This is a genomic window from Pseudomonas sp. MF6776 (assembly GCF_016613125.1).
Lineage (GTDB): Bacteria > Pseudomonadota > Gammaproteobacteria > Pseudomonadales > Pseudomonadaceae > Aquipseudomonas > Aquipseudomonas iridis.
The window spans coordinates 38,268-64,985 of sequence record NZ_JAENSQ010000007.1 but is presented as its reverse complement, the minus strand read 5'-3'; the positions used below and the strand labels follow the sequence as shown (position 1 = coordinate 64,985).

The 26,718-nt window shown below is 59.0% G+C and carries 26 protein-coding genes; 10 read left to right on the top strand and 16 right to left on the bottom strand.

Translation table 11 applies throughout. The features are described 5' to 3' along the window. The first annotated feature begins 238 nt into the window (after positions 1-238). Complete coding sequence (locus JJD74_RS10370; protein WP_442793281.1) at positions 239-1,333, top strand: PLP-dependent cysteine synthase family protein; 1,095 nt, start codon at positions 239-241, stop codon at positions 1,331-1,333. Between the two features lie 90 nt (positions 1,334-1,423). Here the strand turns inward: JJD74_RS10370 and JJD74_RS10365 are convergent, their stop codons facing one another. After that, positions 1,424-3,037 (bottom strand): NAD(P)/FAD-dependent oxidoreductase, encoded by a 1,614-nt coding sequence (locus tag JJD74_RS10365; protein ID WP_200613453.1) that lies wholly within the window; start codon positions 3,035-3,037, stop codon positions 1,424-1,426. A gap of 97 nt (positions 3,038-3,134) precedes the next feature. Then, positions 3,135-3,788 (bottom strand): COG3650 family protein, encoded by a 654-nt coding sequence (locus tag JJD74_RS10360; protein ID WP_042557980.1) that lies wholly within the window; start codon positions 3,786-3,788, stop codon positions 3,135-3,137. 138 nt (positions 3,789-3,926) lie between these two features. Here JJD74_RS10360 and JJD74_RS10355 point away from each other — a divergent pair, with 138 nt between their 5' ends. Continuing rightward, positions 3,927-4,274, top strand: coding sequence for a hypothetical protein (locus JJD74_RS10355; RefSeq protein ID WP_042557981.1), 348 nt, complete (start codon positions 3,927-3,929; stop codon positions 4,272-4,274). A gap of 6 nt (positions 4,275-4,280) precedes the next feature. Here JJD74_RS10355 and JJD74_RS10350 read toward each other — a convergent pair whose 3' ends face one another. Then, positions 4,281-4,880 carry a short chain dehydrogenase gene (locus tag JJD74_RS10350; protein ID WP_200613450.1) on the bottom strand — a complete coding sequence of 200 codons (600 nt, stop codon included), beginning with the start codon at positions 4,878-4,880 and terminating at the stop codon, positions 4,281-4,283. A gap of 104 nt (positions 4,881-4,984) precedes the next feature. On the opposite strand from JJD74_RS10350, the gene JJD74_RS10345 reads away from it, so the two are divergent. Next, positions 4,985-5,899, top strand: coding sequence for a LysR family transcriptional regulator (locus JJD74_RS10345; RefSeq protein ID WP_115146443.1), 915 nt, complete (start codon positions 4,985-4,987; stop codon positions 5,897-5,899). Positions 5,900-6,001: 102 nt separating this feature from the next. Here JJD74_RS10345 and JJD74_RS10340 read toward each other — a convergent pair whose 3' ends face one another. The 9 genes from JJD74_RS10340 to JJD74_RS10300 all read right to left on the bottom strand — a co-directional run bounded on the left by JJD74_RS10340 (position 6,002) and on the right by JJD74_RS10300 (position 13,654). Continuing rightward, positions 6,002-6,478: a DoxX family protein gene (locus tag JJD74_RS10340; protein WP_200613447.1), complete on the bottom strand. Its 477-nt coding sequence runs from the start codon at positions 6,476-6,478 to the stop codon at positions 6,002-6,004. After that, on the bottom strand, positions 6,475-7,233 hold the full coding sequence (locus JJD74_RS10335) for an HvfC/BufC N-terminal domain-containing protein (protein ID WP_200613444.1): 759 nt from the start codon (positions 7,231-7,233) through the stop codon (positions 6,475-6,477). Before JJD74_RS10335 ends, JJD74_RS10340 begins: the two co-directional genes overlap by 4 nt. Continuing rightward, positions 7,230-8,117 (bottom strand): MNIO family bufferin maturase, encoded by an 888-nt coding sequence (gene bufB / locus JJD74_RS10330; protein WP_200613441.1) that lies wholly within the window; start codon positions 8,115-8,117, stop codon positions 7,230-7,232. Before bufB ends, JJD74_RS10335 begins: the two co-directional genes overlap by 4 nt. 25 nt (positions 8,118-8,142) lie before the next feature. Further along, positions 8,143-8,448: a BufA1 family periplasmic bufferin-type metallophore gene (locus JJD74_RS10325; RefSeq protein ID WP_042557987.1), complete on the bottom strand. Its 306-nt coding sequence runs from the start codon at positions 8,446-8,448 to the stop codon at positions 8,143-8,145. Between the two features lie 204 nt (positions 8,449-8,652). Further along, entirely contained in the window at positions 8,653-9,354 is a 702-nt protein-coding gene (locus JJD74_RS10320) for an ABC transporter ATP-binding protein (RefSeq protein WP_042557988.1), read from the bottom strand. Then, the gene (livG, locus tag JJD74_RS10315) at positions 9,355-10,122 is read right to left on the bottom strand and encodes a high-affinity branched-chain amino acid ABC transporter ATP-binding protein LivG (protein WP_042557989.1); all 768 of its coding nucleotides are present in this window, start codon (positions 10,120-10,122) and stop codon (positions 9,355-9,357) included. After that, on the bottom strand, positions 10,119-11,375 hold the full coding sequence (locus JJD74_RS10310) for a high-affinity branched-chain amino acid ABC transporter permease LivM (RefSeq protein WP_042557990.1): 1,257 nt from the start codon (positions 11,373-11,375) through the stop codon (positions 10,119-10,121). The genes livG and JJD74_RS10310 overlap by 4 nt, the downstream gene beginning before the upstream one ends. Next, complete coding sequence (livH, locus tag JJD74_RS10305) at positions 11,372-12,295, bottom strand: high-affinity branched-chain amino acid ABC transporter permease LivH (protein ID WP_042557991.1); 924 nt, start codon at positions 12,293-12,295, stop codon at positions 11,372-11,374. Before livH ends, JJD74_RS10310 begins: the two co-directional genes overlap by 4 nt. A 231-nt stretch (positions 12,296-12,526) precedes the next feature. Then, positions 12,527-13,654, bottom strand: coding sequence for a branched-chain amino acid ABC transporter substrate-binding protein (locus JJD74_RS10300; RefSeq protein WP_200613439.1), 1,128 nt, complete (start codon positions 13,652-13,654; stop codon positions 12,527-12,529). Positions 13,655-13,838: 184 nt separating this feature from the next. Here JJD74_RS10300 and JJD74_RS10295 point away from each other — a divergent pair, with 184 nt between their 5' ends. Further along, positions 13,839-14,012, top strand: a complete 174-nt coding sequence (locus tag JJD74_RS10295) for a hypothetical protein (RefSeq protein ID WP_162184568.1) — start codon at positions 13,839-13,841, stop codon at positions 14,010-14,012. Next, positions 14,009-14,314: a DUF2288 domain-containing protein gene (locus tag JJD74_RS10290; RefSeq protein ID WP_200613436.1), complete on the top strand. Its 306-nt coding sequence runs from the start codon at positions 14,009-14,011 to the stop codon at positions 14,312-14,314. Before JJD74_RS10295 ends, JJD74_RS10290 begins: the two co-directional genes overlap by 4 nt. Positions 14,315-14,563: 249 nt before the next feature. Here JJD74_RS10290 and JJD74_RS10285 read toward each other — a convergent pair whose 3' ends face one another. Beyond that, positions 14,564-16,762 carry a hypothetical protein gene (locus JJD74_RS10285; protein ID WP_047300027.1) on the bottom strand — a complete coding sequence of 733 codons (2,199 nt, stop codon included), beginning with the start codon at positions 16,760-16,762 and terminating at the stop codon, positions 14,564-14,566. 197 nt (positions 16,763-16,959) lie between these two features. Here JJD74_RS10285 and JJD74_RS10280 point away from each other — a divergent pair, with 197 nt between their 5' ends. Then, positions 16,960-17,856 carry an NAD(P)-dependent oxidoreductase gene (locus JJD74_RS10280; protein ID WP_162184573.1) on the top strand — a complete coding sequence of 299 codons (897 nt, stop codon included), beginning with the start codon at positions 16,960-16,962 and terminating at the stop codon, positions 17,854-17,856. Here the strand turns inward: JJD74_RS10280 and JJD74_RS10275 are convergent. Together JJD74_RS10275 and JJD74_RS10270 are read right to left on the bottom strand one after the other, a co-directional pair. Beyond that, a complete protein-coding gene (locus JJD74_RS10275) occupies positions 17,747-20,029 on the bottom strand; it encodes a putative bifunctional diguanylate cyclase/phosphodiesterase (RefSeq protein ID WP_042557996.1) in 2,283 nt (760 codons plus the stop codon). The genes JJD74_RS10280 and JJD74_RS10275 overlap by 110 nt on opposite strands. 144 nt (positions 20,030-20,173) lie before the next feature. Next, positions 20,174-20,542, bottom strand: coding sequence for a YkgJ family cysteine cluster protein (locus JJD74_RS10270; protein ID WP_042557997.1), 369 nt, complete (start codon positions 20,540-20,542; stop codon positions 20,174-20,176). A 301-nt stretch (positions 20,543-20,843) separates the two neighbouring features. On the opposite strand from JJD74_RS10270, the gene JJD74_RS10265 reads away from it, so the two are divergent. Continuing rightward, entirely contained in the window at positions 20,844-22,193 is a 1,350-nt protein-coding gene (locus tag JJD74_RS10265; RefSeq protein WP_042557998.1) for a spinster family MFS transporter, read from the top strand. Between the two features lie 163 nt (positions 22,194-22,356). Here JJD74_RS10265 and rapA read toward each other — a convergent pair whose 3' ends face one another. After that, a complete protein-coding gene (rapA, locus tag JJD74_RS10260; RefSeq protein ID WP_042557999.1) occupies positions 22,357-25,203 on the bottom strand; it encodes an RNA polymerase-associated protein RapA in 2,847 nt (948 codons plus the stop codon). 240 nt (positions 25,204-25,443) lie between these two features. On the opposite strand from rapA, the gene JJD74_RS10255 reads away from it, so the two are divergent. From JJD74_RS10255 to ccoM, 3 genes are all read left to right on the top strand, one after another. After that, the gene (locus tag JJD74_RS10255; protein ID WP_042558000.1) at positions 25,444-25,785 is read left to right on the top strand and encodes a hypothetical protein; all 342 of its coding nucleotides are present in this window, start codon (positions 25,444-25,446) and stop codon (positions 25,783-25,785) included. Positions 25,786-25,918: 133 nt separating this feature from the next. Then, complete coding sequence (locus JJD74_RS10250; protein WP_196304131.1) at positions 25,919-26,080, top strand: hypothetical protein; 162 nt, start codon at positions 25,919-25,921, stop codon at positions 26,078-26,080. Between the two features lie 145 nt (positions 26,081-26,225). Next, a complete protein-coding gene (ccoM, locus tag JJD74_RS31260; protein ID WP_003222396.1) occupies positions 26,226-26,339 on the top strand; it encodes a cytochrome c oxidase subunit CcoM in 114 nt (37 codons plus the stop codon). The last annotated feature ends 379 nt before the right edge of the window (positions 26,340-26,718 follow it).

Genomic DNA, 26,718 nt, shown 5'->3' with positions numbered 1-26,718 from the left:
GAAAAGTCAAAAAGGTGGAACACCCTAACCCGTACTGTTAGTTGTTAAAACAAAAGTTATATTCTTTTTTGTTATATGTCGTTACAACGCGTCTTGTGTAAAGCCAAGGTCAGCCTAGCAGTTGCCTGGCACATTGAGACGCAGCTGTATCTGTGCGCGATGCAGGAATTTTTCTAAGCTTGCGGGAGAGCCTTCGAGGAGGCTGAACTCCTGCCCGATTCGACCGAGAACCCTGACCATGAGCGACACCCGACAGTGGGCCCGCGAAGCCATCCGCATCATTGAAGCGGATTTTCAGCGCAGCGCCGACACCCACCTGATTCCCTTGCCGTTGCCGGGTTTTGCGGGCATCGAGTTGTACTTCAAAGACGAATCCAGTCATCCGACCGGCAGCCTCAAGCATCGCCTGGCCCGCTCATTGTTCCTCTATGCACTGTGTAACGGCTGGCTTAAACCCGGTGCGCCGGTGATCGAAGCGTCCAGCGGTTCGACGGCGATTTCCGAAGCGTATTTCGCGCGCATGCTGGGTCTGCCGTTCATTGCAGTGATGCCGGCGACCACGTCCAAAGAGAAAATTGCCCAGATCGCTTTCTACGGTGGGCAAAGCCACCTGGTGAAAGATCCGACGCAGATCTACGCCGAATCCGAACGCCTGGCTCGCGAGCACGGCGGCCATTTTATCGACCAGTTCACCTATGCCGAGCGCGCCACCGACTGGCGGGCGAACAACAATATCGCCGAATCGATTTTCCAGCAGATGCGCTACGAGCAGCATCCCGAGCCGAGCTGGCTGATTTCCAGCCCCGGCACCGGCGGCACCACCGCAACCCTCGGCCGTTACGTACGCTATCGCCAGCACTGCACCCGCGTGTTGTGTGCGGACGCCGAACGTTCGGTGTTCTTCGATTACTACCAGACTGGCGACGCCAGCCTGCGCCTGGATTGCGGTTCGCGGATCGAAGGCATCGGTCGGCCACGGGTGGAGGCTTCCTTCCTGCCCAAAGTGATCGATGCGATGGTCAAGGTACCGGACGCCTTGTCACTGGCGGCCATGCATTATCTGGCGCAGCGGCTGGGACGGCACGTCGGTGGGTCGAGCGGGACCAATCTGATTGGCGCACTGATGGCGGCGCAGCAGATGAAAGCGGCGGGGGAGTCGGGGTCGATCGTGGCGATTCTGTGCGATGGCGGCGAGCGTTATGCCGACACCTACTACGATCAGCAATGGCTCAAGGCTCAGGGGTATGAGCTGGACGAGTTGATCGAGGCAGTGGCGGCGAGTGCCGAACGCGGTGAGGTGCTGCCGACCTCTGTCCTGCGCGCCAACATTTAAAAGCAAAAAGATCGCAGCCTTCGGCAGCTCCTACAAGAGAATACATTCCTGTAGGGGCTGCCGAAGTCTGCGATCTTTTGATCTTGAGATTTACGCTTTGAGGCCCAGAATGTCCCGAGCCACAGCCTCGGCAATCCGAATTCCGTCCACGCCCGCCGACAGAATCCCGCCCGCATAGCCCGCACCTTCACCGGCGGGGAACAAGCCCTTCACGTTCATGCTCTGCAGCGTTTCGTTGCGCGTGATGCGCAGTGGCGACGAGGTGCGCGTCTCGATCCCGGTCAATACCGCATCGTGCAGCGAGTAACCGCGAATCTGCTTCTCGAACGCCGGCAAGGCTTCGCGGATCGCTTCAATAGCGAAATCCGGCAGAGCCAGCGACAGATCACCCAGCGCGACCCCCGGCTTGTACGACGGTTCGACTTCACCCAGTTCGGTCGAAGGAATGTCGTTGATGAAATCGCCGACCAGTTGCGCCGGAGCCTTGTAATCGCTGCCGCCAAGGATGAACGCATGGGATTCCAGGCGTTCCTGCAACTCGATCCCGGCCAGCGGGCCGCCCGGATAATCGACTTCCGGGGTGATGCCGACAACGATGCCGGAGTTGGCATTGCGCTCGTTACGCGAATATTGGCTCATGCCGTTGGTGACGACCCGGTTGGGCTCGGAAGTCGCCGCCACCACGGTGCCGCCTGGGCACATGCAGAAGCTGTAGACCGAGCGGCCGTTCTTGGCGTGGTGCACCAGTTTGTAGTCGGCGGCGCCGAGTTTCGGGTGGCCGGCGTATTTGCCCAGACGCGCACGGTCGATCAGCGATTGCGGATGTTCAATACGGAAGCCTACCGAGAACGGCTTGGCTTCCATGAACACGCCACGGCTGTGGAGCATGCGGAACGTGTCGCGGGCGCTGTGGCCGAGGGCCAGAACCACATGTCTGGAGTGCAGGGTTTCGCCGCTGGCCAGTTGCACACCGACCAATTGTCCGTCTTCGATGAACACGTCGCTGACGCGCTCCTGGAAGCGTACTTCGCCACCCAGTTCGCGGATCTGCTCGCGCATGTTTTCAACCATGCCGGTCAGACGGAACGTACCGATGTGCGGCTTGCTGACGTAGAGGATTTCTTCCGGTGCGCCGGCCTTGACGAACTCGTGCAGAACCTTGCGGCCAAGGAACTTCGGATCCTTGATCTGGCTGTACAGCTTGCCGTCGGAGAATGTACCCGCGCCGCCTTCGCCGAACTGCACGTTGGACTCAGGGTTAAGCACACTTTTACGCCACAGGCCCCAGGTGTCCTTGGTGCGCTGGCGCACTTCGGTGCCGCGTTCCAGAACGATCGGCTTGAAGCCCATTTGCGCCAGCAGCAGGCCGGCGAAGATTCCGCAGGGGCCGAAACCGACCACGATCGGGCGCTGGTTCAGGTCACTCGGCGCCTGGCCGACGAATTTGTAGCTGACATCCGGCGCCACGTTGACGTTACGGTCGTCGGCGAACTTGCCCAACACCTTGGCCTCGTCGCTTACGTTGAGGTCGATGGTGTAGATGAAGCACAGTTCGGAGGACTTTTTGCGCGCGTCGTAGCTGCGCTTGAACAAGGTGAAATCGAGCAAGTCATCGCTGGCGATGCCCAGACGCTGCACGATGGCAACGCGCAGGTCTTCTTCGGGATGGTCGATTGGCAGCTTGAGTTCAGTGATTCGTAACATGGCGAGGATCCGGGTTCGCGGGGCGCACAACTGCGCCAGGGCGTTTGAAGGCCGGGATTATAAGCCGCAAAGGCCGGATCCGGTGAGGCTAAAACACTCAGTCGTTACGCGATCCGCCGAAATACCCGCAGCCGCGCTGCACCTGGCCATCGATGCGCAACTCGGCGCTCATGTGCTGCACGCTGCCAGTGCTGCTGTCGACGCAGCGCTGCGGTGCGACCCACAATTCGATGCGCTGATTGTTGGCTTCACTGCTCAGATTGAAGCGGCCATCGCCCAGTTGTTCTTCAACATAAGGTACGGCGAGTGGTGGCTGACCGTCGCGGTCGATGACCATGCCTTTGCCGCTGACCTTGACGTTCCATTCCGGGCCATGGCCGGCAGCACGCAGGATCAACAGCTTGAAATTGGGGTCATCGCAAGCCGTGCCCGAGCGCTCGACGCGATACAACTGAGTCAGATCGAGTCGGTCGCCGGCGACCTTGCCGCGCACGTCGGCGAACAGCTTGCCTTGTTCATCGGCGAGGGTAGCGGCCTCTTGCAGGACGCTGGTGCCGCCGATGTCGTTGACCACGTATTGACGCTGATCCTGACACGGCTGGAACACCAGTTTGCCGTCGGCAGCGGTCAGTTGCCCCTGCATCCGTGTCTGCCCCACATGGGAGGCACTTTCACGCTGGCCATCGAACAACTGGCACGCGGCGAACAACGGCAACAGGGCAACAAGGACTAACGAACGGGCAACACGCATCTTCGACTCTCCAGACAAGTGCCGCCACGTTACTGAGGCCAGCCGCCGATCACAAGGTTTGTGTAAACGCTATTGAGTGGCCTCCAGCGCCATTGCATAGTGATGCGCTGTCGAGGAGCGGTGGCGAAGGAGATTTGGATGCAATGGAAAACCATGATGTTGCTGCTGATGATGGCGGGAGCCGGCGCTGGCCAGGCAGCCGACCTCCAATTTACCTCTTCTGCAGACTTCAAACGGCTGCAAATACTGCTTGAGGATCAAGACGGGGCCAACCCGGACCACGTCGAATTATCAGTCACCCTGACGGCCGAAGCGGCGAAGCGCGCTCAACAAGTGAGCCTTGCAGCGATGGGGCAGCCATTGACCGTATCGATCAATGGCCTGCCGGTCACCACGGCAACGGTGCATTCCGTTTTGAGGGAGAGGTTCCGGATATCGATAGAACGCCCCGTGGCCAAAAGACTTTTGCCGACCCTGATCAACTAAGTCTCATCAACCGACGTGAAATGTCTGGCCTGTCTGCAAGCCTTCGACACTTTTGGCGTAGGCCAACGCCACATCCGCCGCAGGAACGGGCTTGTAGCCACGGAAATACGGTGCGTATTTACCCATCGCTTCCAGCAAAACGTTCGGGCTGATCGAGTTCACTCGCAAACCGCGCGGCAGTTCGATGGCGGCGGCACGGACGAAGCTGTCCAGCGCACCGTTGACCAGTGCAGCCGAGGCGCCACTGCGGATCGGATCGTGGCTGAGCACCCCAGTGGTGAATGTGAACGAGGCGCCGTCATTGGCGAATTCACGGCCGATCAACAGCAGATTGACCTGACCCATCAGTTTGTCTTTGAGGCCGAGTGCGAAGCTGTCTTCACTCATTTCTCCCAGCGGGGCGAATGTCACGTTGCCGGCGGCGCAGATCAGTGCATCGAACTTGCCGGTCTGCTCGAAGAGCTTGCGGATCGACGCGCTGTCGCTGATATCGACGTGATAGTCACCGCTGGTACGACCGATACGAATGACCTCGTGGCGTTGCGACAATTCTTTATCCACGGCCGAACCGATGGTGCCGCCAGCGCCTATCAACAGAATTTTCATCGTGCTGTGCCTCAAGTGATTGAACGAGGTTTCAATCTAGAGTGGTTTTTCCTGCGGATAAACGCGCTAATGGGCAACCTTTGGTTTTCAAATGGAAACAATCCGTGAGCGAAATGGATGATCTGGCCGCGTTTGCCGTGTTGATCGAGGCTGGCAGTTTCACCTTGGCAGCGCAGCAACTGGGTTGCAGCAAAGGCCAGTTGTCCAAGCGCATCAGTCAGCTGGAAGCGCGGTTTTCCGTGGTCTTGCTACAGCGTACGACCCGACGTTTGAGCCTGACCGCTGCCGGTGCGGCATTGTTGCCACAGGCGCAGGCACTTGTAGCCCAAGTGGAAAGGGCACGTCAGGCATTGGCGCGGTTGAAGGACGACATGGCCGGCCCGGTGCGTATGACGGTTCCGGTTTCGCTGGGGGAAACCTTCTTCGACGGTCTGCTACTGGATTTCTCGCAGCAATACCCCGAAGTGCAGATCGAGCTGGAACTGAACAACAGCTATCGCGATCTTTCGCGGGATGGATTTGACCTGGCGATTCGTAGCGAAGTCGCCAATGACCAACGGCTGGTGGCCAAACCGCTGCTGGCCTGGCAGGAAATGACGTGTGCCAGTCCTGACTATCTCGAGCGCTTCGGCGAGCCAATGACGCCGCAGGCGCTGGCCGAACACCGCTGTTTGCTCAACAGCCATTACAGCGGTCGCGAGGAATGGTTGTACCACCAGCAACACGAATTACTGCGCGTGCGGGTGTCGGGGCCGTTCGCCAGCAACCATTACAATTTGCTGAAGAAAGCCGCTCTCACCGGCGCCGGCATCGCCCGGTTGCCGTCGTACCTGCTGCAGGAAGAATTGGCTGACGGGCGATTGCGCTGGCTCCTGCGCGACTACCAGACCCGGCGCATGCCGATGTATCTGGTGCACCCGTATCAAGGCGGGTTGCCTAAACGCACGCAGGTATTGGCAGATTATTTGATCGGCTGGTTCAAGCGCAGCGGCGAGGCGCTCGACCGCCTTCAGCGCTAATTCCGTGGGAGCGAGCCTGCTCGCGAAAGCCGTACATGGCGCAACACATTTGCTGAATGTGAAATCGTATTCGCGAGCAGGCTCGCTCCCACACGCAATTGCTCAGCTTGCGAATCGGCGGGCGATCAGGTGATCGATCGAGAGCTTGCCCGGCCCGGTTGCCATCAAGTAAAGCAACACCGCCGCCCAGGTGCCGTGGGTCGGGTATGCATCCGGGTACACAAACAACTGAATGGTCAGGGTCATGCCCAGCAGCGCCAACGCCGAAAAGCGTGTAGCGAAACCGAGCAGGATCAGAACAGGAAAGAAATGCTCGGCAAACGCGGCCATGTGCGCGGCCATTTCGGGCGAAAGCAGCGGCACGTGGTACTCGCTTTCGAACAGCGGAATCGTCGAGCCGGCCAAGTGTGGCCAGCCCAATTGAAAGGTGCCGTCGATCAGATCGATGGCCAGGCCTTCGACCTTGGTTTGCCCGGATTTCCAGAACACCGCCGCAATCGAGAAGCGTGCAAGAAAAGCGATCAGGCTGTGGGGGATTTTTTCCAGCAGCGCGATGGCGCGGATGATCAGGTTATTCATGGCTGTTCCTTGAGTTTCAGATGAGTGATGGCGTTGTGCGCGATCAGCAGACCGAGGGTTTGGGCCAGATCGAATGGCGGACTGTTTTCTGCCGCCGCCAGCAGTGGCTGGCCTTCGATCAAATGGCGAATGAACGTGCTGGCGCCGGGCTCGAGCGCAAACACTTCAACCTCCAGGCCGTTGCGCAGTACCAGAGCGTGCTGTTCACGGCTGATGTCGATGCCGGCGAGTGTTGCCTCCTGCTGGTGCGCCGCCCAGATCGCAACCACGGCATAGGCTGAATCAAGCAGGTGCAAGGACGGATGCAGTTCGAAACGCAGCTCGCTCAATACCTGCGGGGCGTTCAGGGCCGCGGTGATCTGTTCCGGGCGCACTGGCTCGGCATCGGCGGCGTGGTAGGCGCGGGTGCGCAAGTGTTCCAGGCGCGCGATGTCGGCCAGATAGGGCACGCTGCAGGCTGGTTCAAACGCGGCTATGAAATCCGCAAAATCTTCGCCGTAACGGCTCATCAACGGACTTCGCGGCGGCTGGCCCCGGACGAAAATGGCTGCCATGGCGCGAAAGAATGCCTCGCCAACCAATTGCATGACCACCGGGCAACTGTCCGCCAACGCGTTGATCAATGAACTCTGCACATTGTTGCGATACACCGCGAAACGGCTCTCAGGATCGGCGCCGTTGGCACTGCACAAACCTTCGGGGCAGGGCGATCCAGGGTTGAGCAGCGCGGCGCAGAAAGCGGCGTGAGTGCTCATGACGAACGCCTCACACGCTGCAATAACTCATCGGCCTGCTGCGCTTCGGCCAGCAACACGTTGAACGGCGGCACCTGATTGTCACGCTCGATCAGCGTCGCCACCGGGCCAATACGTTCCAGCACTTGGCGATACAAATCCCAGACCGCTGGATCAATGGGCGCGCCGTGATCGTCGATCAGCAAGCGGTCGCCGAGGCTGTCGGAATCTTCGGCAAAACCGGCCAGATGAATTTCGCCGACCGCGTGCAACGGCAACGCATCGAGGTAGGCCAGGGGATCGCGCTGATGATTCACGCACGACACGTAGACGTTGTTGACGTCGAGCAGCAAACCGCAGCCGCTGCGAAGGATCACTTCAGCAATGAAATCTGCTTCGTCGATGGTCGAATGCCGGAAGGCCAGATACGTCGCCGGATTCTCCAGCAGCATGGGGCGTTTGAGGGTGTTCTGCACTTGGTCGATATGCTCGCAAACACGTTTCAGCGTCGGCTCGTCATACGCCAGTGGCAACAGGTCATTGAGGAACACCGGGCCGTGGCTCGACCATGCCAGATGTTCGGAAAAGGATTGCGGTTGATAGCGTTCGATCAACTCGCCGAGACGCTGCAAATGCTGAACATCCAGTGGCCCTTCAGCGCCGATGGACAGTCCGACACCGTGCAGCGATAACGGATATTGCTCGCGAATCAAACCGAGAAAATGATGAAACGGACCGCCGGCAACCATGTAGTTTTCGGCGTGAACTTCGAAAAAGCCGATGTCCGGCTGCGAACCGAGCACTTCGCGAAAGTGCCCGGTCTTGAGCCCCAGCCCGGCACGGGGCGGGAGCGCTGCGCAGGCTGCCTGAGTGCGGGGGAGGGCATGGTCGTGGGGTGTGAACATGATCGTCACTCAGGCAGGCGGCAGATCAGGACTTGGCTTTGAACTCGGTCATCTGACCGAAGCCGGTCGGCGAGGTTTTGCTCTCGGTGGTGGCGCAGGTGCCTTCCGGAACGAGTTTCCAGGCGTTGGCCTGGTAATCCATTTTCGAGGTGCCGGCACAAGTGGTACCAGCGCCCGCAGCGCAATCGTTCTTGCCTTTCAATGCCACGCCGAAGCATTTTTCCATTTTGGTGTCGGCAGCTTGAGCGGTCGAAACGCTAGCGATGCTCAGCGCGGAGCCAAGGGCCAGAACCAGTGCGGTGGCGGACAGGGTGCGGGTAGTAGCAGTCATGGTGTTTCTCCAGATTCAGCTTGGGGTTTTACAAGCGAAATGTGCTTGCTTATCCCTCTAGAGAAATGACATGGCGATGCGTTACAGCCCCGTACAAATCTTTTTCAGAAAATACGCCATCACTGTGTAGGAGCTGCCGAGGGGGGGGATTTGACGGGCACAAAAAAACGGCCCGAAGGCCGTTTTTTTGTTTGGCGCAACCCATCAACCGCCGAGATACGCCTCGCGCACTTTCGGGTCGGTCAGCAGGGCTTCACCGGTGCCTTGCATGACCACGCGGCCGTTCTCCAGAACGTACGCACGGTCGGCGATTTTCAGCGCCTGGTTGGCGTTCTGCTCGACCAGGAACACCGTCACACCGTCCTTGCGCAGTTGTTCGATGATGTCGAAGATCTGCTGGATGATGATCGGTGCCAGACCCAGTGATGGCTCGTCGAGCAGCAGCAGTTTCGGCTTGCTCATCAGCGCACGGCCGATGGCGAGCATTTGCTGTTCGCCACCGGACATGGTGCCGCCGCGTTGGGCAAAGCGTTCTTTCAGGCGTGGGAAAAGTCCGAGAACCTTGTCCATCTGTTCCTGATAGTCGCCCTTGTCGGTGAAGAATCCGCCCATGGCGAGGTTTTCTTCAACGGTCAGACGGGCAAACACCCGACGACCTTCCGGGACCACGGCAATGCTCTTGCGCATGATCTGCGACGAGTCCTGGCCGATCAGTTCCTCACCCATGTAGCGGATGCTGCCGCTGTGCGCTTGCGGCGAACCGCACAGCGTCATCAGCAGCGTGGACTTGCCGGCACCGTTGGCGCCGATCAGGGTCACGATCTCGCCCTGACGGACTTCGACGTTGACGCTGTGCAGGGCCTGGATCTTGCCGTAGAAGGTGGAAACGTTTTCGAACTGCAGCATTTACGCTTCCCCCAGGTAGGCTTTGATCACTTCAGGATTGTCGCGGATCTGTTCCGGCGTGCCGTCGGCCAGAGGCGTGCCCTGGTTGATCACAACGATGTGGTCGGAAATGCTCATGACCAGTTTCATGTCGTGCTCGATCAGCAGCACGGTGACGTTGTGCTCTTCACGCAGCATGCTGATCAGCGCTTTGAGGTCTTCGGTTTCCTTCGGGTTCAGGCCGGCGGCCGGTTCGTCGAGCATGAGGATCCGCGGACGGGTCATCATGCAGCGGGCGATTTCCAGACGACGTTGCTGACCGTACGCCAGGGTGCCGGCAGTACGGTTGGCGAACTCTTTGAGGTTGACCTTATCCAGCCAGTACTCGGCAAATTCCATCGCCTCGCGCTCGCTTTTGCGGAACGCCGGGGTCTTGAACAGGCCGGACAGGAAGTTGGTATTCAGGTGACGGTGCTGGGCGATCAACAGGTTTTCGACCGCCGTCATGTCCTTGAACAACCGCACGTTCTGGAAGGTGCGCACCACGCCTTTGAGGGCGATCTTGTGGCCCGGCAGGCCCTGAATCGGCTCGCCGTCGAGCAGGATGCTGCCGCCGCTAGGCTGGTAGAAACCGGTCAGGCAGTTGAACACGGTGGTCTTGCCCGCGCCGTTCGGCCCGATCAATGCAACCACCTGTTTTTCCTTCACGGTCAGGGCCACGCCGTTGACCGCCAGCAAGCCGCCGAAGCGCATGCTCAGGTTTTCAACTTTAAGGATCTCGCGGCTCATTTTCGCAACTCCATGTGTGGGCGTTGCATCGGCAGCAGACCTTGTGGACGCCAGATCATCATCAACACCATCAGGGCACCGAACATCAACATGCGGTACTCGCTGAACTCACGCATCATTTCCGGCAACAGGATCATCACCACGGCAGCGAGGATCACGCCCAACTGCGAGCCCATGCCACCCAACACGACGATGGCGAGAATGATCGCCGACTCGATGAAGGTGAACGACTCCGGTGTCACCAGGCCTTGGCGGGCGGCGAAGAAGCTGCCGGCAAAACCGGCGAACGCAGCACCGAGGGTGAACGCGGAAAGCTTGATCACGGTTGGGTTGAGACCCAGCGCGCGGCAAGCGATTTCGTCTTCACGCAGCGCTTCCCACGCACGGCCGATCGGCATGCGCAGCAGGCGGTTGATGACGAACAGTGCCGCCAGCGCCAGCAACAGGGCAACGAGGTAAAGGAAGATCACCTTGTTGATCGAGTTGTACTGCAGGCCGAAATACTCGTGGAAGGTTTGCATCCCTTCTGCAGCTTTGCGTTCAAAGGTCAGGCCGAAGAACGTTGGCTTGTCGATGTTGCTGATGCCGTTCGGGCCACCCGTGATGTCGGTCAGGTTACGCAGGAACAGACGGATGATCTCGCCGAAGCCGAGGGTCACGATCGCCAGATAGTCACCGCGCAAACGCAATACCGGGAAGCCCAGCAGGAATCCGAACGTCGCCGCCATCAGGCCGGCAATCGGCAGGCAGATCCAGAAGCTCAGGCCGTAGTAGTGCGACAACAGCGCGTAGCTGTAGGCGCCGACGGCGTAGAAGCCGACGTAACCAAGGTCGAGCAGACCGGCCAGACCGACGACGATATTCAGGCCCAGGCCGAGCATCACGTAGATCAGGATCAGCGTTGCAATGTCCACCGCGCCACGGGAGCCGAAGAACGGCCACACCAGCGCCAGCAGGATCAGCGCAATGATGAAATAGCGCTGGGTGGTCGGCAGGGTCAGGAAGTTGCTGGCCTTGGCCGGGATCAGCGGCATGCCCGGCGAGGAACGCCAGGCCTTGCTGATCTGCTGGTTGAACAGCACGCGCAGGAACATCAGCACCGAGCAGATGGCGATGGTCGCCAGAACAGCCGTGCTGGTGTTGTGCACTTCCAGATTGATGCCGACGATGGTCAGTTTCAGACCGAGTACCGGGTAGGCCACGGCCCACACCAGCAAGGCACTGAACAGTGCCTGTTTCAGATTCCTAGTCATACTTTCTCAACCTCCGGACGGCCCAGAATGCCGGTCGGACGGAACAACAGCACCAGAACCAACAAGCCGAAAGCCACGACGTCCTTGTACTGGTCGCCGAAGATATCGGCACCGAAAGCTTCCGCCACCCCAAGCACCAACCCGCCGAGCATGGCGCCGGGGATGCTGCCGATCCCGCCCAGTACCGCGGCGGTGAAGGCTTTGAGGCCGACGAGGAAACCGGCGTTCGGGTTGATCACCCCGTATTGCATGCTCAACAGCACAGCCGCGACGGCCGCCAGCGCAGCACCAATGACGAAGGTCAGGGCGATGATGTTGTTGGTGTTGATGCCGAGCAGGTTGGCCATCTTGATGTCTTCGGCACAGGCACGACAGGCGCGACCCAGACGAGAGCGAGAGATGAACAGTGTCAGGCCGAGCATGGCGATCAACGTGACCACGAACACCACGATCTGCATGTAGGAAATAAGCACTTCTTGTGCGCCACCTGGCCCGAAGACGATGTTGCCCGGAATCAGGTTGGGGATAGCTTTGTCCTTGGAGTCTTGCGCCAGCAGAACCGTGTTCTGCAGGAAGATCGACATACCGATGGCGGAAATCAGCGGGATCAGACGGTTGCTGCCGCGCAGGGGGCGGTAGGCGATCCGTTCGATGCTGTAACCGTAGGAACTGGTAACGACGATGCTGGCGATGAACGCCGCCGTCATCAACAGCGGGACACTGTCGAGTCCCATCATGGTGAGCCCGGCGATGGCGATGAACGCCACGTAGGAGCCAATCATGTACACCTCGCCGTGGGCGAAGTTGATCATTCCAATGATGCCGTAAACCATCGTGTAGCCGATGGCGATCAGGGCATACATGCTGCCAACGTTCAGGCCGTTAACCAGCTGTTGGAAGAAGTGATAGATGTCAGGCATTACAGCGCTCCTAAAAACCTGATACGCATTTCACTGGTGGAGTCATTTTCCCGCCCGGCCCCGTGGATCTTTATCCACTTCGAATCCGGGTTTTGCCAGCGAACCGCTGATGACGGTTTTGAGATTTTCAGGTGGGGAGACTGGCGGATCACGCCAGCGCGGCCCTATACATTCGTAAAACAAAGCCCACGGCACGCCGTGGGCTTTATTGGCAGTCAGTCTGGCAATGCCTTACTGAGGCGAAACTTCAGTTTTAGGTTTGCCGTTGTGCCACTCGTAGACTACGAATTTGAAGTCCTTGAGGTCGCCCTTGGCGTCGTAGCTAAGGTCGCCAGTCGGGGTCTTGAAGGTGCCGGCGTGAATGGCTTCCGCCACTTTGGTCGGGTCTTCGGACTTGGCAGCCTTGATGCCTTCGGCGATCAGGGTCACGGCCGAGTAGGACGGGAACACGAACGGGCCGCTCGGGTCTTCTTTCTTCGCTTTGAATGCATCAGCCAGGGCGATGTTGGCAGGGTCCTGGTCGAAGGATTTCGGCAGGGTCACCAGCAGGCCTTCGGCAGCGTCTTTGGCGATCTGGGTGATCGAGTCGTTACCCACGCCTTCCGGCCCCATGAACTTGGCTTTCAGGCCTTTTTCCTGAGCCTGGCGCAGGATCAGGCCCAGCTCCGGGTGGTAGCCGCCGTAGTAAACGAAGTCGACGTTGGCTTGCTTGAGTTTGGCAATGATTGCCGAGAAGTCCTTGTCGCCGGCGTTGACGCCTTCGAACACGGCAACTTTGGTGCCTTTCTTCTCAAGGGTGGATTTGACGGCAGTGGCGATACCTTCACCGTACTGCTGCTTGTCGTGCAGCACGCCGACGATTTTCGGTTTGACGTGGTCGGCGATGTAGTTACCGGCGGCAGGGCCCTGGGCGCTGTCCAGACCGATAGTACGGAAAATCATTTTGTAACCACGGGCGGTGATGTCCGGGCTGGTGGCAGCCGGGGTGATCATGATCACGCCTTCGTCTTCGTAGATGTTCGAAGCCGGTTGAGTGGAGCTGGAGCACAGGTGACCGACCACGAACTTGACGCCGTCGTTGACGACCTTGTTCGCAACCGCTACCGCTTGTTTTGGATCGCAGGCATCGTCGTATTCAACGGCTTCGAGGTTCTTGCCGTCGACGCCGCCCTTGGCGTTGATCTGTTCGATGGCCATTTTCGCGCCACTGAACTGCATGTCGCCGTATTGGGCTACTGGACCGGTCTTTGGACCGGCGATACCGATTTTGATGGTGTCAGCTGCGAACGAATGGCTGGCAACCCCGGCCAGAACCATAGCGGCAAACAGTTTGGAAATCTGCTTAGTAGCCTTAGTCATAGTGCTCCACTCTTACTGTTGTAATTTTTTTTTGAGTTCTGGCGCCGTAGCAGCAGAACCGGGTCAGATATCTTTGCGATACCTTCCGGAAATGCCCTCGGCAACTGTACCGGTACAGTGTAGAGCGCCGGTTGTTGGCCTGGGAAGCAGGCGCCGAGGGACAAAACTTGAGGGTGTCGCATTTTTGAATGAAAAAGACAGAATTGCGGCGGGGCGTTCGTGGGCATATATCCCAATCAACAGCATTCCTTGGCCTTCCTGCGCTTTTCGTTCGGTGCAGCTTTTTGCAACCGGGTTTTTCTGGCGGACCACCGACGTTATTATTCGCGTCGATTTCTTTTCCGGACAGAACCCATGAACCAAGAACCTAGCACCCTCTATGCCAAGCTGCTTGGTGAAACCGCATCTATTACCTGGAAGGAGCTGGAGCCGTTCTTCGCCAAGGGTGCCCTATTGTGGGTCGACCCGAGCCTGGATCTGATCTCCGCCGCCGAAGCCGTGGCCTCTGATGAAGGCGAGAAAGTCGCTGCCTGGCTGGCCGAAGACAAGGTCGCCAAGCTGTCTGAATCGCGGGCGCTGGATCTTTTCGAGCGTGACCCTGTGCTGTGGGCCGTGGTGGTCAGCCCGTGGATTTTGATCCAGGAAAGGGCAGGCGAATAAGCGTGCGCACCTTATTGGTGCGCGACCTCATACAAAGAAAGTGTGTAGCCGAGTAGCGTGATGGCACGTTGCCGTAGAGATTCGCCACAGGCAGGGGTGGCATAACGGTGACGTAAACGTAACGAGCACAGTTTAGTAAGCCGCCTGACGGCTGCTTAATTGTTTCTGGATGTTGGATCGGCTGAAATTTTCAGTGAATTTGATGGCCTCATCGCTGGCTTGCCAGCGATGAGGCAACTCGGTCTGGAGTCAGACCGTAAACGACTTCCCGGTATGGTTATTCAGCGAAATAACCTTGGTCTTGCCAATCCGGTGACGGTAGATCTCGCGCAGGTACTTGATCGACTTCTTCACGCAATCACGCGACAGACGAATGTCGTTGATCGAGACAAACTTCTCTTTATCGTTGATCAGTTCGCGGTACTTCTTTTCGTACATCGGTTTGATCGCGTACCAGTTGGTGTCGAGGATCTTCGCCGGGTTTTCGAACTCGTTGAGCAGTTCGTCGATGCGGTCTTCGTCGAATTCTTCATTGATGATGAAGTCGAGGATCGAGTTATCCAGCGTCTCGTCGAAACGGTACGGGTTTTTCGCGAAGCAGCGTTTGATGAACGCGACGATCAGTGTCAGGAAGTCGTCCGACAGGCACGGGCTCTTGGCGATCAAGGTGGTGAGCGACAGGTTGGCCGAGGCACCGATCACCAGTGCGTAGCGCTTGAGCGTGGTATTGGGGAACAGGCTGTTGAGGTGCGTCTTCAACCGGTTCAGATCCATGTACGACAGCTTGTAGTCTTTGGGCAGCGAAACGATCGAGACCACCGACGAGCAGTTCTTGAAGAAATGCAGGTCGTGCAAGGCAGCGGCGTCGTACCCGGAATTCTTGTACTGCTCGAGCGAGGCACGATAGCGCTTGGACTCGATCGGCAACAGGCTGATGCCTTCGATGGCTTGGGTGACTTTGTTGAAGTGCGGCAGGTCGATCGAACGGAAGAACAAGTCGTCGATGTTCAGACGCTGCGGTTCTTTATCGAACACCTTGAACTTGTCGCTGCTCGGCGGCGGGGTTTCCGGCACCACCGATTCGGCGTAGGCGATCGCCACCGGGCCGGCCAGGCTCATGAACAGGTCGTTGGCGTCGAGGCGAATGGTTTCGCCGATGTCGATGCCGGCGCGACGGAAGTAGTTCTGGTCGTAGTCGGTGGTGACTGCCTGCGCCGTCAGAATGTTGAAGATCTGCTGCGAGATGTACTGGTTGGCGTGTTTCTCCATCGCATTGACATCAATGTTCTGGATGTTGCCGTCATCGTTCTCTTCGGCGTAACGCATGATGTCATTGGAGATCAGCATCATCGCGTTCCATGGGCGGATACGGCCCATGACGCTGGCTTCGCTGCTGTCTTCATTGGCAAAGTTGTAGGAGAAATCCCATTCTTCCGAAAGGTATTTGCACAGCAGGCGACCGGCGTTGATGTGCAGCGCCTCGGACATTTCGCTGCGGTGGTCGGAAATGTTCGGCAGCACACAGATGCCGCTGGTGAAGATCGGCTCGAACACGAACGAATGACCGCTCTTGCCGTCGTGCTCATCCATCGGCTTGGTGTCGAACGTCTTGTTCATGTACGAGTGCTGCTGGGCCAGGCCAAACTCCGAGGCCATGCCCGAACCCGTACCGCCGCCGGCACTGAAGATCGAAAAGTACAGGCGCGACTGGTTGGCCTTGATGCCGCAGCTGTCGATCAGGTACGAGTGGATCATTTTCCAGTCAGGGCTGGAGAAGCGCTGGGTGTCCTTGTTGAGGATGATCTTCGCCAGATACTGGCCGAGGATCGGCGCGTTACCGGCGCCACCGGCGTGGACTTCGGACAAGTCCATGATTTTCATTTTGCTGTAGTCGCGCAGGAAGCCGCTCTTTTCGCTCTTGCGCGAGAAACGGATGCGTCCGGCGATGTCCTTGTCGAGGTCGCCGAGCATGACCAGCGGTTCCACCAGGAACACCGGTTTGCTCGCTTTGCTGGTGCCAAGTCGCAGGTTGTTTTTGATCCACTGCGCCGGGCTGTAGCCCTTGTCGGCCGAACGCCGGTCGGTTGCACGGTCTTCGTTGTTGAACTCATTGAGGTAGAACTTGCGCGCGTTGTACACCAACTCCGCCACATCGAGGGCGATGTTGGAGCCGCAGCGACCGAGGCCGATCAGGCACACCGACGGGAATTCCTGATCGCTGTGCTGCTCGTTGTCGCCTTCCAGATGCGGCGGGCGCGGGAACACCATGTCGCGCAAACCGTCGAGGTTGTCGAGGATGCGGTCGGTGTTGGTTTCGGTGAAGTACAGGTATTGCTGGGTCGACAGCGGGCGCGAGGGAACCAATGGCTTGGACGATGACGGGCTGTTGGCGGCCGGGCTCAAGGTCAGATCGGATACCGCTGTGGCGGGATTGTTTTTAGAAGTCATTGTGCGCCATGTACCTGGACTGGGTTGGCCCGGTGACTGAATGTCAGCGAACCTCACGGAATAAGATGTCGCGTCTTTTTTGCGCGAATTTGGCCCGAGCGTCAGGGACTTGGCCTGACCGTCGCTTGGGGGGAATCCTTTCCTGATCGTTGATGAATCGGCCATTATTCGGCGATCTTTAATCAAAAGGAGGCTAAATGATGTCATCGCTACCATCGTTGGGGTTTGCCGGAATTGGCCTGATGGGCCTGCCGATGTGCCGACGCCTGCTGGCGGCGGGTTATCCGCTGACGGTGTGGAACCGCAATCCGGCCAAGTGCGCGCCACTGGTCGCGGCCGGCGCCCGACAGGTCGCCAGCCCGTCTGAACTGTGCGAACACGCCGACGTAGTGATGTTGTGCCTGGCGGATACCGCCGTGGTGCGCGAGGTGGTATTTGGCTCGGGAGGTGTCGCCGAGGGCGCGAAGGGCGGCCAGTTGCTGGTGGATTTTTCCAGCCTGGAACCTACGGCCACTCGTGAGATGGCCGCGCAATTGCTGAGTCAAACCGGCATGGCCTGGCTCGACTCTCCGGTGTCAGGCGGGGTGGTCGGCGCCGAGGCCGGCAGTCTGGCGATCATGGTCGGTGGTGAGGCGGCAGATCTTGAGCGCGTACGCTCGGTGCTGCTCAATCTTGGCCAGCGCGTCACGCACATGGGCGGCGTGGGTGCCGGTCAAGTGACCAAGGCCTGCAATCAGATGATCGTCGCCTGCAATGCACTGGTGATCGCCGAAGTGGTGGCACTGGCCGAGCAGGCCGGGGTCGATGCGCGCTTGATCGCTGAAGCGTTGGCCGGTGGTTTTGCCGATTCGAAACCGTTGCAGATCCTCGCCCCGCAAATGGCCGAGAGCCGTTTCGAACCGGTGAAATGGCACGTGCGCACGCTGCTCAAGGATCTCGACACCGCCGTGAAATTCTCCCGCGAGCAAGGCTCGGCCACGCCGATCAGCGGATTGGCCGCACAACTGATGCGCCTGCATGGGGCGCAAGGCTTTTTGGAGCAAGATCCAGCGACACTGGTGCAAATGTACCGCGCGCCAGAATCAACGGATTGACCGAGTGTGATTGTTTGCGTTGATTGATTTCTTCCAGCACCGGGCGTAGCTCGTCCAGCGGCACCGGGCGGCTGAGCAAGTAACCCTGAATGAAGTCGCAGCCGGAGCGTTCGAGGAATTCGTACTGCTCCAGGCTTTCGACGCCTTCGGTGACCACCTGCAAATGCAGGGTGTGGGCCATGACGATGATCGCCTGGACGATCTCCATGTCTGCCGTCGCCTTGGGAATGTCGAGGATGAACGAACGGTCAATCTTCAGCGTGTTGAGCGGTAAGCGCTTGAGGTAAGCCAGTGACGAGTAGCCAGTGCCGAAGTCGTCGATCGACAGCGACACGCCGAGGGCGCGGATCTGCCGCAACAGCACCAGAGTATCGGCGATATTGCCCATCAAGGCATTTTCGGTGACTTCCAGTTCCAGACGTTCCGGAGCGACGCCAGCGGTGCGCAGCGCATTTTCGATTTCGTCGGCCAGTTCTTCGCGAGCGAGGTTCAACGGCGAACAGTTCCAGGCGATTTTCAGATCTTCGCAGCCATGTTTCGACAGCTCGCCCAGGTCCTTGCAGGCCCGGCGCAGCACCCAGTTGTCCAGCTCGGCAATCAGGCCATTGTTTTCCGCGATGCTGATAAAAGAGTCAGGTGTCAGCAGACCACGAATCGGATGCTGCCAGCGGATCAGCGCTTCGAGCTTGGTCACCCGACCGGTTTTCAGTTCGAAGATCGGTTGGTAATACAGCGTCAGGCCGTTTTCTTCGCGCAGTGCGTGGCGCAGTTCTTCTTCGAGTTGCAACTCGAGGGTCGCGCGGTTTTTCAGGCTGGAACTGAAAAAGTGCAGGCCATTGCGCCCGGCGCCCTTGGATTGATACAGCGCCAGATCGGCGTGCTTGAGCAATTCTTCGCAGGTGCTGCCATCTTCAGGAAACAGACTGATGCCGATGCTGGTGGTCATCACCATGCGGCGTCCGGCCAGTTCTATCGGCTCCTTCATCTTGGCCATGATCCGCTGGGCCATGTTGCGCGCCTCATCGCGGTCGCGCAGGCTGATCAGGATGCAGAACTCGTCACCGCCGAAACGCGCGACCACATCTTCATGGCTGCGCACCGAACCTTTGATGTGATTGGCAATGACCTTGAGCAGGGCATCACCGGCGTCGTGGCCAAGGCTGTCGTTGATGCGTTTGAAGTGGTCGATGTCGAGAAACATCACCGCCAGCATGCCGCCTTCGGTGGTTTTCTGGCTGAGCTTCTCGGCAAAGATCTGATTGAAGCCGCGGCGGTTGATCAGGTTGGTCAGGGCGTCGTAGTTGGCCACTTGTTGCAGCGCCATGCGTGCCTGATCAAGTTGGCTGAGCAGGGCGTTGACCCGGCGCAGGTCGTTTTCCTTGTTCTGCAGCTTCTTGTCGAACAGCGCCGCGCTGATCGCGCTGCTCAGAATCAACAGGATGATCAGCGCGACTGTCAGGCCCAGTTGCAGCTGGCTGGTATCGACGGGCGTCGCGGGCAGGCTGCCCTCGGGCAACACCAGTTGCAGGGCTGCCATTCCCGTGAAATGCATGCTGAAAATGCCCGCGCCGAGTATCAGTGCCGCGCTGTATTTGAGCAGTTGATGAGCCATGCCATTGCCTTCGCGCAAGTAACCGGCTACCCACAGCGCGGCGAAACTGGCGCCGATGGCGATCGCGATCGACAGCGCAAACAGGGACGGTTCGTAGTACGCAGTGGCGCGCGATTGCATGGCGGCCATACCCACGTAATGCATGCCGGCGATGCCGAGGCCGATGAGCAGTGCGGTTTTCAGGTAGAGCACCAGGCTTGGCTGCGCATGGCTCAGCGTGTACATCGCCAGCCACGAGGCGAGCAGGGCGATCAACAGGGAAAACAGGGTGATCGGCAGGTCGTACTGGATTTCAATCGGCGCCTGAAAGGCGAGCATGCCGATGAAATGCATGGCCCAGATGCCGCCGGCCAGGCAGGTGGCGCCTATCCAGCGCCACAATCGCTGGGAACTCGGGTCGTCGGCGTGGGCAACCCGCTCGGCCATATCGAGGGTGGCAAAACTCGCAGCGCAGGCAACCAGATAGGCCACCAGCACCAGCAAGGGATTATGTGTGCAATCAAGAATGACCTGCCCGCTCTCTGGCAGCTCGTAAACGAACTGCAAATCAAGCCACTCCATAGCACGCCCCGTCTCTGAAGTCCTACCGCGCGGTTAACGCTGGCTGAAGACAGAAGTATAGAGGCGGTTTTCGGGGAGCAAGCGGTAGTGGCACATTGGCGCTAATGATTTCGGCATTAGCGTCATAGCGATTGGCGCTAAGGGTCAGGCGCTCTTCTCAAAGGGGATTTCGGCCCAGTCCGGTTGCAAGGGAGGCAGTCCGAAACGGGCGCGCGCCTTGTCGCAATCGACATTTTGCTCGCCGTTTTCCCAAGACGACTCGAATTCACGGCAGGTACTGGAGCGTTTGTCATAAATCGAACAGCTCACGGTGCTGCCAACGTCACCCTCCAATGCGGTGCATCGAGGCGATTTGCAGTCGGTGCCGTTCATCGCCACCCGGCTGGGAGAGATTTGAGTCACCAGCTCATCGGGCACTGTTCCCCCGGACGAAGCACATTCACCCCAGAAAAAAGACACGCGAAAATGGGAACAGCAGGCACCGCAATTCAGACACGGACTGACTTCGGACATTGGGGAGGGTATCAAAGGGATTGATCGGGAGATCCGGACGGATCCGGCGGCCATTCTAGGCTTCGCAACGGCAATGGGAAGGGGGGCTTGAAACTATTTTTTTATGGCAAGGTTTTTCCGGAAAAGCCCCGGATTCAAGGGGATTGCAGACTTATCAAGGGCTTACGTTTCGTTACAGTGGCATGGCCCTATATCAGGCAGACGAATGATCACAGACAGCCGCCACAGCGCTGACTAGATTGCAGGTTCCGGGCTCGGATGCGTTGGCAGTGAAGCCCTATAACAATAAAGAGACGGACCCATGCAGAACTCGACCCAAGCGGCGAATGCCTGGCGCATTCTGTTCCTGCTGTTCCTCGCCAACCTGTTCAACTTCTTCGACCGCACCATCCCGGCGATCATCATCGAACCGATCCGCATGGAATGGCACCTCAGCGACTTTCAGCTGGGCATCGTCGGTACGGCATTCACCATTGTTTACGCGATCGCCGGATTGCCGCTTGGGCGCATGGCTGATACGGGTTCACGCAGCAAACTGATGGGTTGGGGGCTGGCGACATGGAGTGCGTTGACCGCCGTCAACGGGCTGGTCGGCAGTTTCTGGAGTTTCCTGATCGTGCGCATGGGCATCGGCATTGGTGAGGCCAGCTATGCGCCGGCCGCCAACTCGTTGATCGGCGATCTGTTCCCGGCTCATCGCCGGGCGCGGGCCATGGGCATCTTCATGCTGGGGCTGCCGCTGGGGTTGCTACTGGCGTTCTTCACCATCGGCTGGATGGTCAAGGCGTTCGACAGCTGGCGCGCCCCCTTCTTTATCGCCGCCGTACCGGGCTTGTTGCTGGCGGTGTTCATGTTTTTCATCAAGGAACCCAAGCGCGGGGCGGCGGAAAGCGTGCAGGTGTCGCAGGAGAAAGTCGACAAGCCGATCCGCCGGATCCTCGCTGTGCCGACCTTCCTGTGGCTGGTGATGGCGGGGCTGTGCTTCAACTTTGCCACTTATGCCTGCAATTCGTTTCTGGTGCCGATGCTGCAGCGTTATTTCCTGATGCCGTTGCAGGAAGCGGCGGTGGCGACCGGAGTGATCGTCGGCGTGACCGGGCTGATCGGTTTGACCCTTGGCGGCTGGATTGCCGACAAAATCCACCAGCGGGTGGCTAACGGTCGTCTGTTGTTTGCGGCATTCAGCCTGATCATTTCGACACTGTGCACGGCGTGGGCGCTGCACGCCGGACGGATCGAGATAGGTCTGTTTGTTGCGGTATTCAGCCTGGGTTGGCTGTTTGCCTACAACTTCTACACTTGCGTGTACACGGCGATTCAGGACGTGGTCGAACCGCGCCTGCGGGCCACGGCGATGGCGTTGTTCTTTGCCGGTTTGTATTTGCTGGGCGGAGGATTGGGGCCGGTGGTGGTAGGCGGGTTGTCGGATCATTTCGCGCACACGGCGATGTTGGCAGCTGGGGCGCAGCAGATGACCGAAGCATTCAAGGCTGTCGGGCTGCATGACGCGATGTACCTGATTCCGGTGGCACTGTTCCTGACCATGGTGTTTCTGTTTTTGGCGGCGCGGTGTTTTGTGCGCGATGCGCAGCGGATGAAAGAGGGGTTGGTGGCTGTGGTTGAGCCTGATGTTGCAGTAGCGACTGCATAACCGCCTTCGCGAGCAGGCTCGCTCCCACATAGGAACGCATTCCAAACTGTGGGAGCGAGCCTGCTCGCGAAAGGGCCATTAGCATCACTGGCCAAATAACAGGCAAACAAAAAGGCCCGCATCACTGCGGGCCTTCTTGTTTTCAGCGGTGGGGCAGGGTGGTTTAACCCGCCACCAATACCCGGATCGCTTCCAGGCGCAACGCCGCTTTATCCAGCATCGCCAGGCCCTGCTCCCGCTGCTCGCGCAACGCAACCAGTTCGCTGTCACGTACGGTCGGGTTGACCGCCTGCAGCGCGGTCAGGCGCGCCAGTTCTTCGTCGGTGTCGGCCGCCAGACGGCGACGCGCCTCGGCCACGCGCTCGGCGTGACGCGGGGTGATCTTCTCTTCACCGGCGTTGATCCGTGGCGTCAGCTGATCGCGCTGGGCCTGGATGAACTTGTTGGCGCTGGCACGTGGCACGCTTTCGAGCTGATCGTTCAGCGTCTCGAACGAAACGCGTGACGACAAGTCGTTGCCGTTGGCATCCAGCAGGCAGCGCAGGGCGGCCGGCGGCAGGTAACGGCCCAGTTGCAGCGAACGCGGGGCAACCACTTCGCTGACGTAAAGCAGTTCCAGCAACACGGTGCCTGGTTTCAGCGCTTTGTTCTTGATCAGCGCGACGGCGGTGTTGCCCATCGAACCGGACAGCACCAGATCCATGCCGCCCTGCACCATCGGGTGTTCCCAGGTGATGAACTGCATGTCTTCGCGCGACAGCGCCTGGTTGCGGTCGTAAGTGATGGTCACGCCTTCGTCGTCGCCCAGCGGGAAACTGGCGTCGAGCATCTTCTCGCTAGGCTTGAGGATCAGGGCGTTTTCCGAATGGTCTTCGCTGTCGATACCAAACGCATCGAACAGAGTTTCCATGTAGATCGGCAGGGCGAACTGATCGTCTTGCTCAAGGATGTCCTCAACCAGCTGATCGCCTTCGCCCGAACCGCCGGAGTTGAGTTCCAGCAGGCGGTCGCGACCGGTGTGCAGCTCCTGTTCCAGACGCTCGCGCTCGGTGCGCGCCTCGTCGATCAGCGCTTGCCACTCGCTGTCGTCGGCTTCTTCGAGCAGCGGCAGCAGGCGCGGGCCAAACTGATGCTGCAGGGCGTTGCCGGTCGGGCACGTGTTGAGGAACGCATTCAACGCTTCGTGATACCACTGGAACAGACGCTCTTGCGGGCTGGTTTCCAGGTACGGCACGTGCAGTTCGATGATGTGCTTCTGACCGATCCGGTCGAGACGACCGATACGCTGTTCCAGCAAGTCCGGGTGCGCCGGCAGATCGAACAGCACCAAATGGTGAGCGAACTGGAAGTTGCGACCTTCACTGCCGATTTCCGAGCAGATCAGTACCTGCGCGCCAAACTCTTCGTCGGCGAAGTAGGCGGCGGCGCGGTCGCGCTCAAGGATGTTCATGCCTTCATGGAACACCGTGGCCGGGATGCCGGAGCGCACGCGCAGGGCGTCTTCCAGGTCCATCGCGGTTTCGGCGTGGGCGCAGATCACCAGCACTTTAGTGCGCTTGAGCATTTTCAGCTGATCGATCAGCCACTCGACGCGTGGGTCGAATTTCCACCAGCGCTCTTCTTCATTCGCATCCGGCTGCGCCTGGAAGCTGACTTCCGGATACAGCTCGGCGTGGTCACCCAGCGGCAGTTCGAGGTATTCGTCCGGGCACGGCAACGGGTACGGGTGCAGATTGCGTTCCGGGAAACCCTGCACGGCGGCGCGGGTGTTACGGAACAGCACGCGGCCGGTGCCGTGGCGGTCGAGCAGTTCACGCACGAGGCGGGCGCTGGCTTCGGTGTCGCCATCGTTGACCGCGGTCAGCAGGGCTTCGCCTTCGTTGCCGAGGAAACCGTGGATGGTCTTGTGTGCTTCAGGCGACAGGCGCCCTTTGTCCAGCAGCTCCTGAACGGCTTCGGCCACCGGGCGATAGTTTTCGCTCTCGGCGCGGAAGGCGGCCAGGTCATGGAAACGGTTCGGATCGAGCAGGCGCAGACGGGCGAAGTGGCTGTCCTGACCCAGTTGTTCCGGGGTCGCGGTGAGCAGCAACACGCCGGGAATCACTTCGGCCAGTTGCTCAACCAGCGAATACTCGGGGCTGGCCTTCTCTTCGTGCCAGACCAGGTGGTGCGCTTCGTCGACCACCAGCAAGTCCCAACCGGCGGCGAACAGCGCGTCCTGGGCTTTCTCGTCTTCGACCAGCCACTCCAGCGCAACCAGCGCCAGTTGGGTGTCTTCGAACGGGTTGGCGGCATCGCTTTCGATGAAGCGTTCTTCGTCGAACAGCGCAACTTGCAGGTTGAAGCGGCGGCGCATCTCCACCAGCCACTGGTGCTGAAGGTTTTCCGGCACCAGGATCAGCACGCGATTGGCACGGCCCGAGAGCAGTTGGCGATGGATCACCAGACCGGCCTCGATGGTTTTACCCAGACCCACTTCATCCGCCAGCAATACGCGTGGCGCGATGCGGTCGGCGACTTCACGGGCGATGTGCAATTGGTGCGCGATCGGTTGCGCGCGCACGCCGCCCAGACCCCAGAGCGCAGATTGCAACTGGCGGCTGGTGTGTTCGAGGGTGTTGTAACGCAGGGAGAACCACGCCAACGGGTCGATCTGCCCGGCGAACAGACGGTCGCTGGCCAGACGGAACTGAATGAAGTTCGACAGCTGGGTTTCCGGCAGGGTGACGGCTTCGTTCTGCGCGTTGAGGCCGTGATAGACCATCAGGCCATCGACGTCGTCGACTTGCTGGACAGTCATCTTCCAGCCTTCGAAGTGGGTAATGCTGTCACCGGGCGAGAACCGCACGCGGGTGAGGGGCGCATTCCGTAGCGCGTACTGGCGGGTTTCGCCAGTGGCCGGGTAAAGCACGGTCAACAAGCGGCCATCCTGTGCCAGAACGGTGCCTAAACCAAGCTCTGCTTCGCTGTCACTGATCCAGCGTTGCCCCGGTTGATACTGCTGCGCCATGCTGCCTGACTCCCACCTTGAAAAAGCGGGCTATCTTAACGGAATGCAGGCTTCAGGGCCAAAGGATTAGGCGCAGCGGCAAGTTTTTAGCCACAAGCGTGTAGCACGCCTAATGCGGTCATCTGTCAGTTTGCGAAGGTTATGGGGCACCAGTGAGTGCCAACCCTGTCACAAGTTTGCGACCAGTGGCTCAAGGCACCTTCGCCGCAGCCGATAGCCTGCTGACAGGAGATCTCTTATATGTTGCCACCGATGCTCCCCTTGAGCGTTGTGCCAGTTACTTCCCAGCAGGATCCGATTCGTCAGCGACCGGACATTCCTCCTGTAGTGCCGGTGCAGGAAAGCTCGAACGAAAGCACGATCGATCTGCAAAAGCGTGATCCTGAAGAGGACGGTTTGCTGCTGCGCGAAGAACAGCGTCGCCAGCAGGAGCGCGATCGCCGTCGCCGCGAAGCCGATGAAGACCCTGAAGAACACCTCGCCGTGCCCGGCGACGAACTCAATGCCGACAACACCGTGCCCGTCGTGCCGCTGATGGAAGATCAGCCGCGTCAGGGTTTGTGGGTCGATATCGAGATCTGATATTCGTCGTTTACATGAAATGTTTTAGAGCGTTGGTGCTGGCGACTGGTCAGCGCTGGCGTCAGGCTGCATTATTGGCGCAGTCCTGCCGTTGTCGCGGCAGTTGTGATTATTTTTAGCGATGTATGTTGCCATGAGCCAAGACGACAAACTGATCGACCTCAATTCCGAGCGTGCCAAGCGCGTACATGACATCAAAGAGAAGCGCTTGAACGAAGTGCGCAATGCCTTCGAGCAGGCAATGCCTTTGGGGAAACCGAAGAAAAAATCGAAGAGCAAGCCGAAAAAGCGTTGATCTCCTCCTGCATCCGTTGATGCATGTCAGTTATTTCCCCTCCTTTGCGTTCTGTGTTGGCCGGACTTGATCCTGGTCAATTATTGCGCCTGCGTGTTTGGTTAACTTAGTTCCATCGCAGCAGAGCAGGTTCAGGAGGCCAGTCATGTTTTTCGATAACGTGGTTTTTGCCGGAGTGCTGACTGTCGGCCTCATGGTTCTGTTTTTTGCAGGGTTTGGATTTTTTATCTGGAAGGATGCGAATAAGCGCAAGAAGTGATTCTTCTGGATTGATGAGCACGCAAGGCATTTTGGGCGACTTCGGTTGCCCTTTTTTTTTGCCTTGGCGGCCTGTGGGCCGACCAGGTTGTTGGGGGGGGCTGTGTGAATATCCGTTTTTTGGGTGATGGCTGAGTAGGGTTCCGCCCTTACGGCGGGTCACCTTTTCCAAGCGCCGAAAAGGTAACCCAAAAGGCTTTGCCCTGACGTTCGGCCCACTCGCTGGGGCTCGGGGTTCCTTCGCTCCGGGATCCATCCGGGGCATCGATTCCGGTTTGCTTCGCTGCACCTCCTTTCGATGTTCTCCCCGGATGAATCCCTCCACTCAGCCTTCCGACGGGCTTCCAGATCAAGATCAAGAGCTGCACTCGAGCTAACGC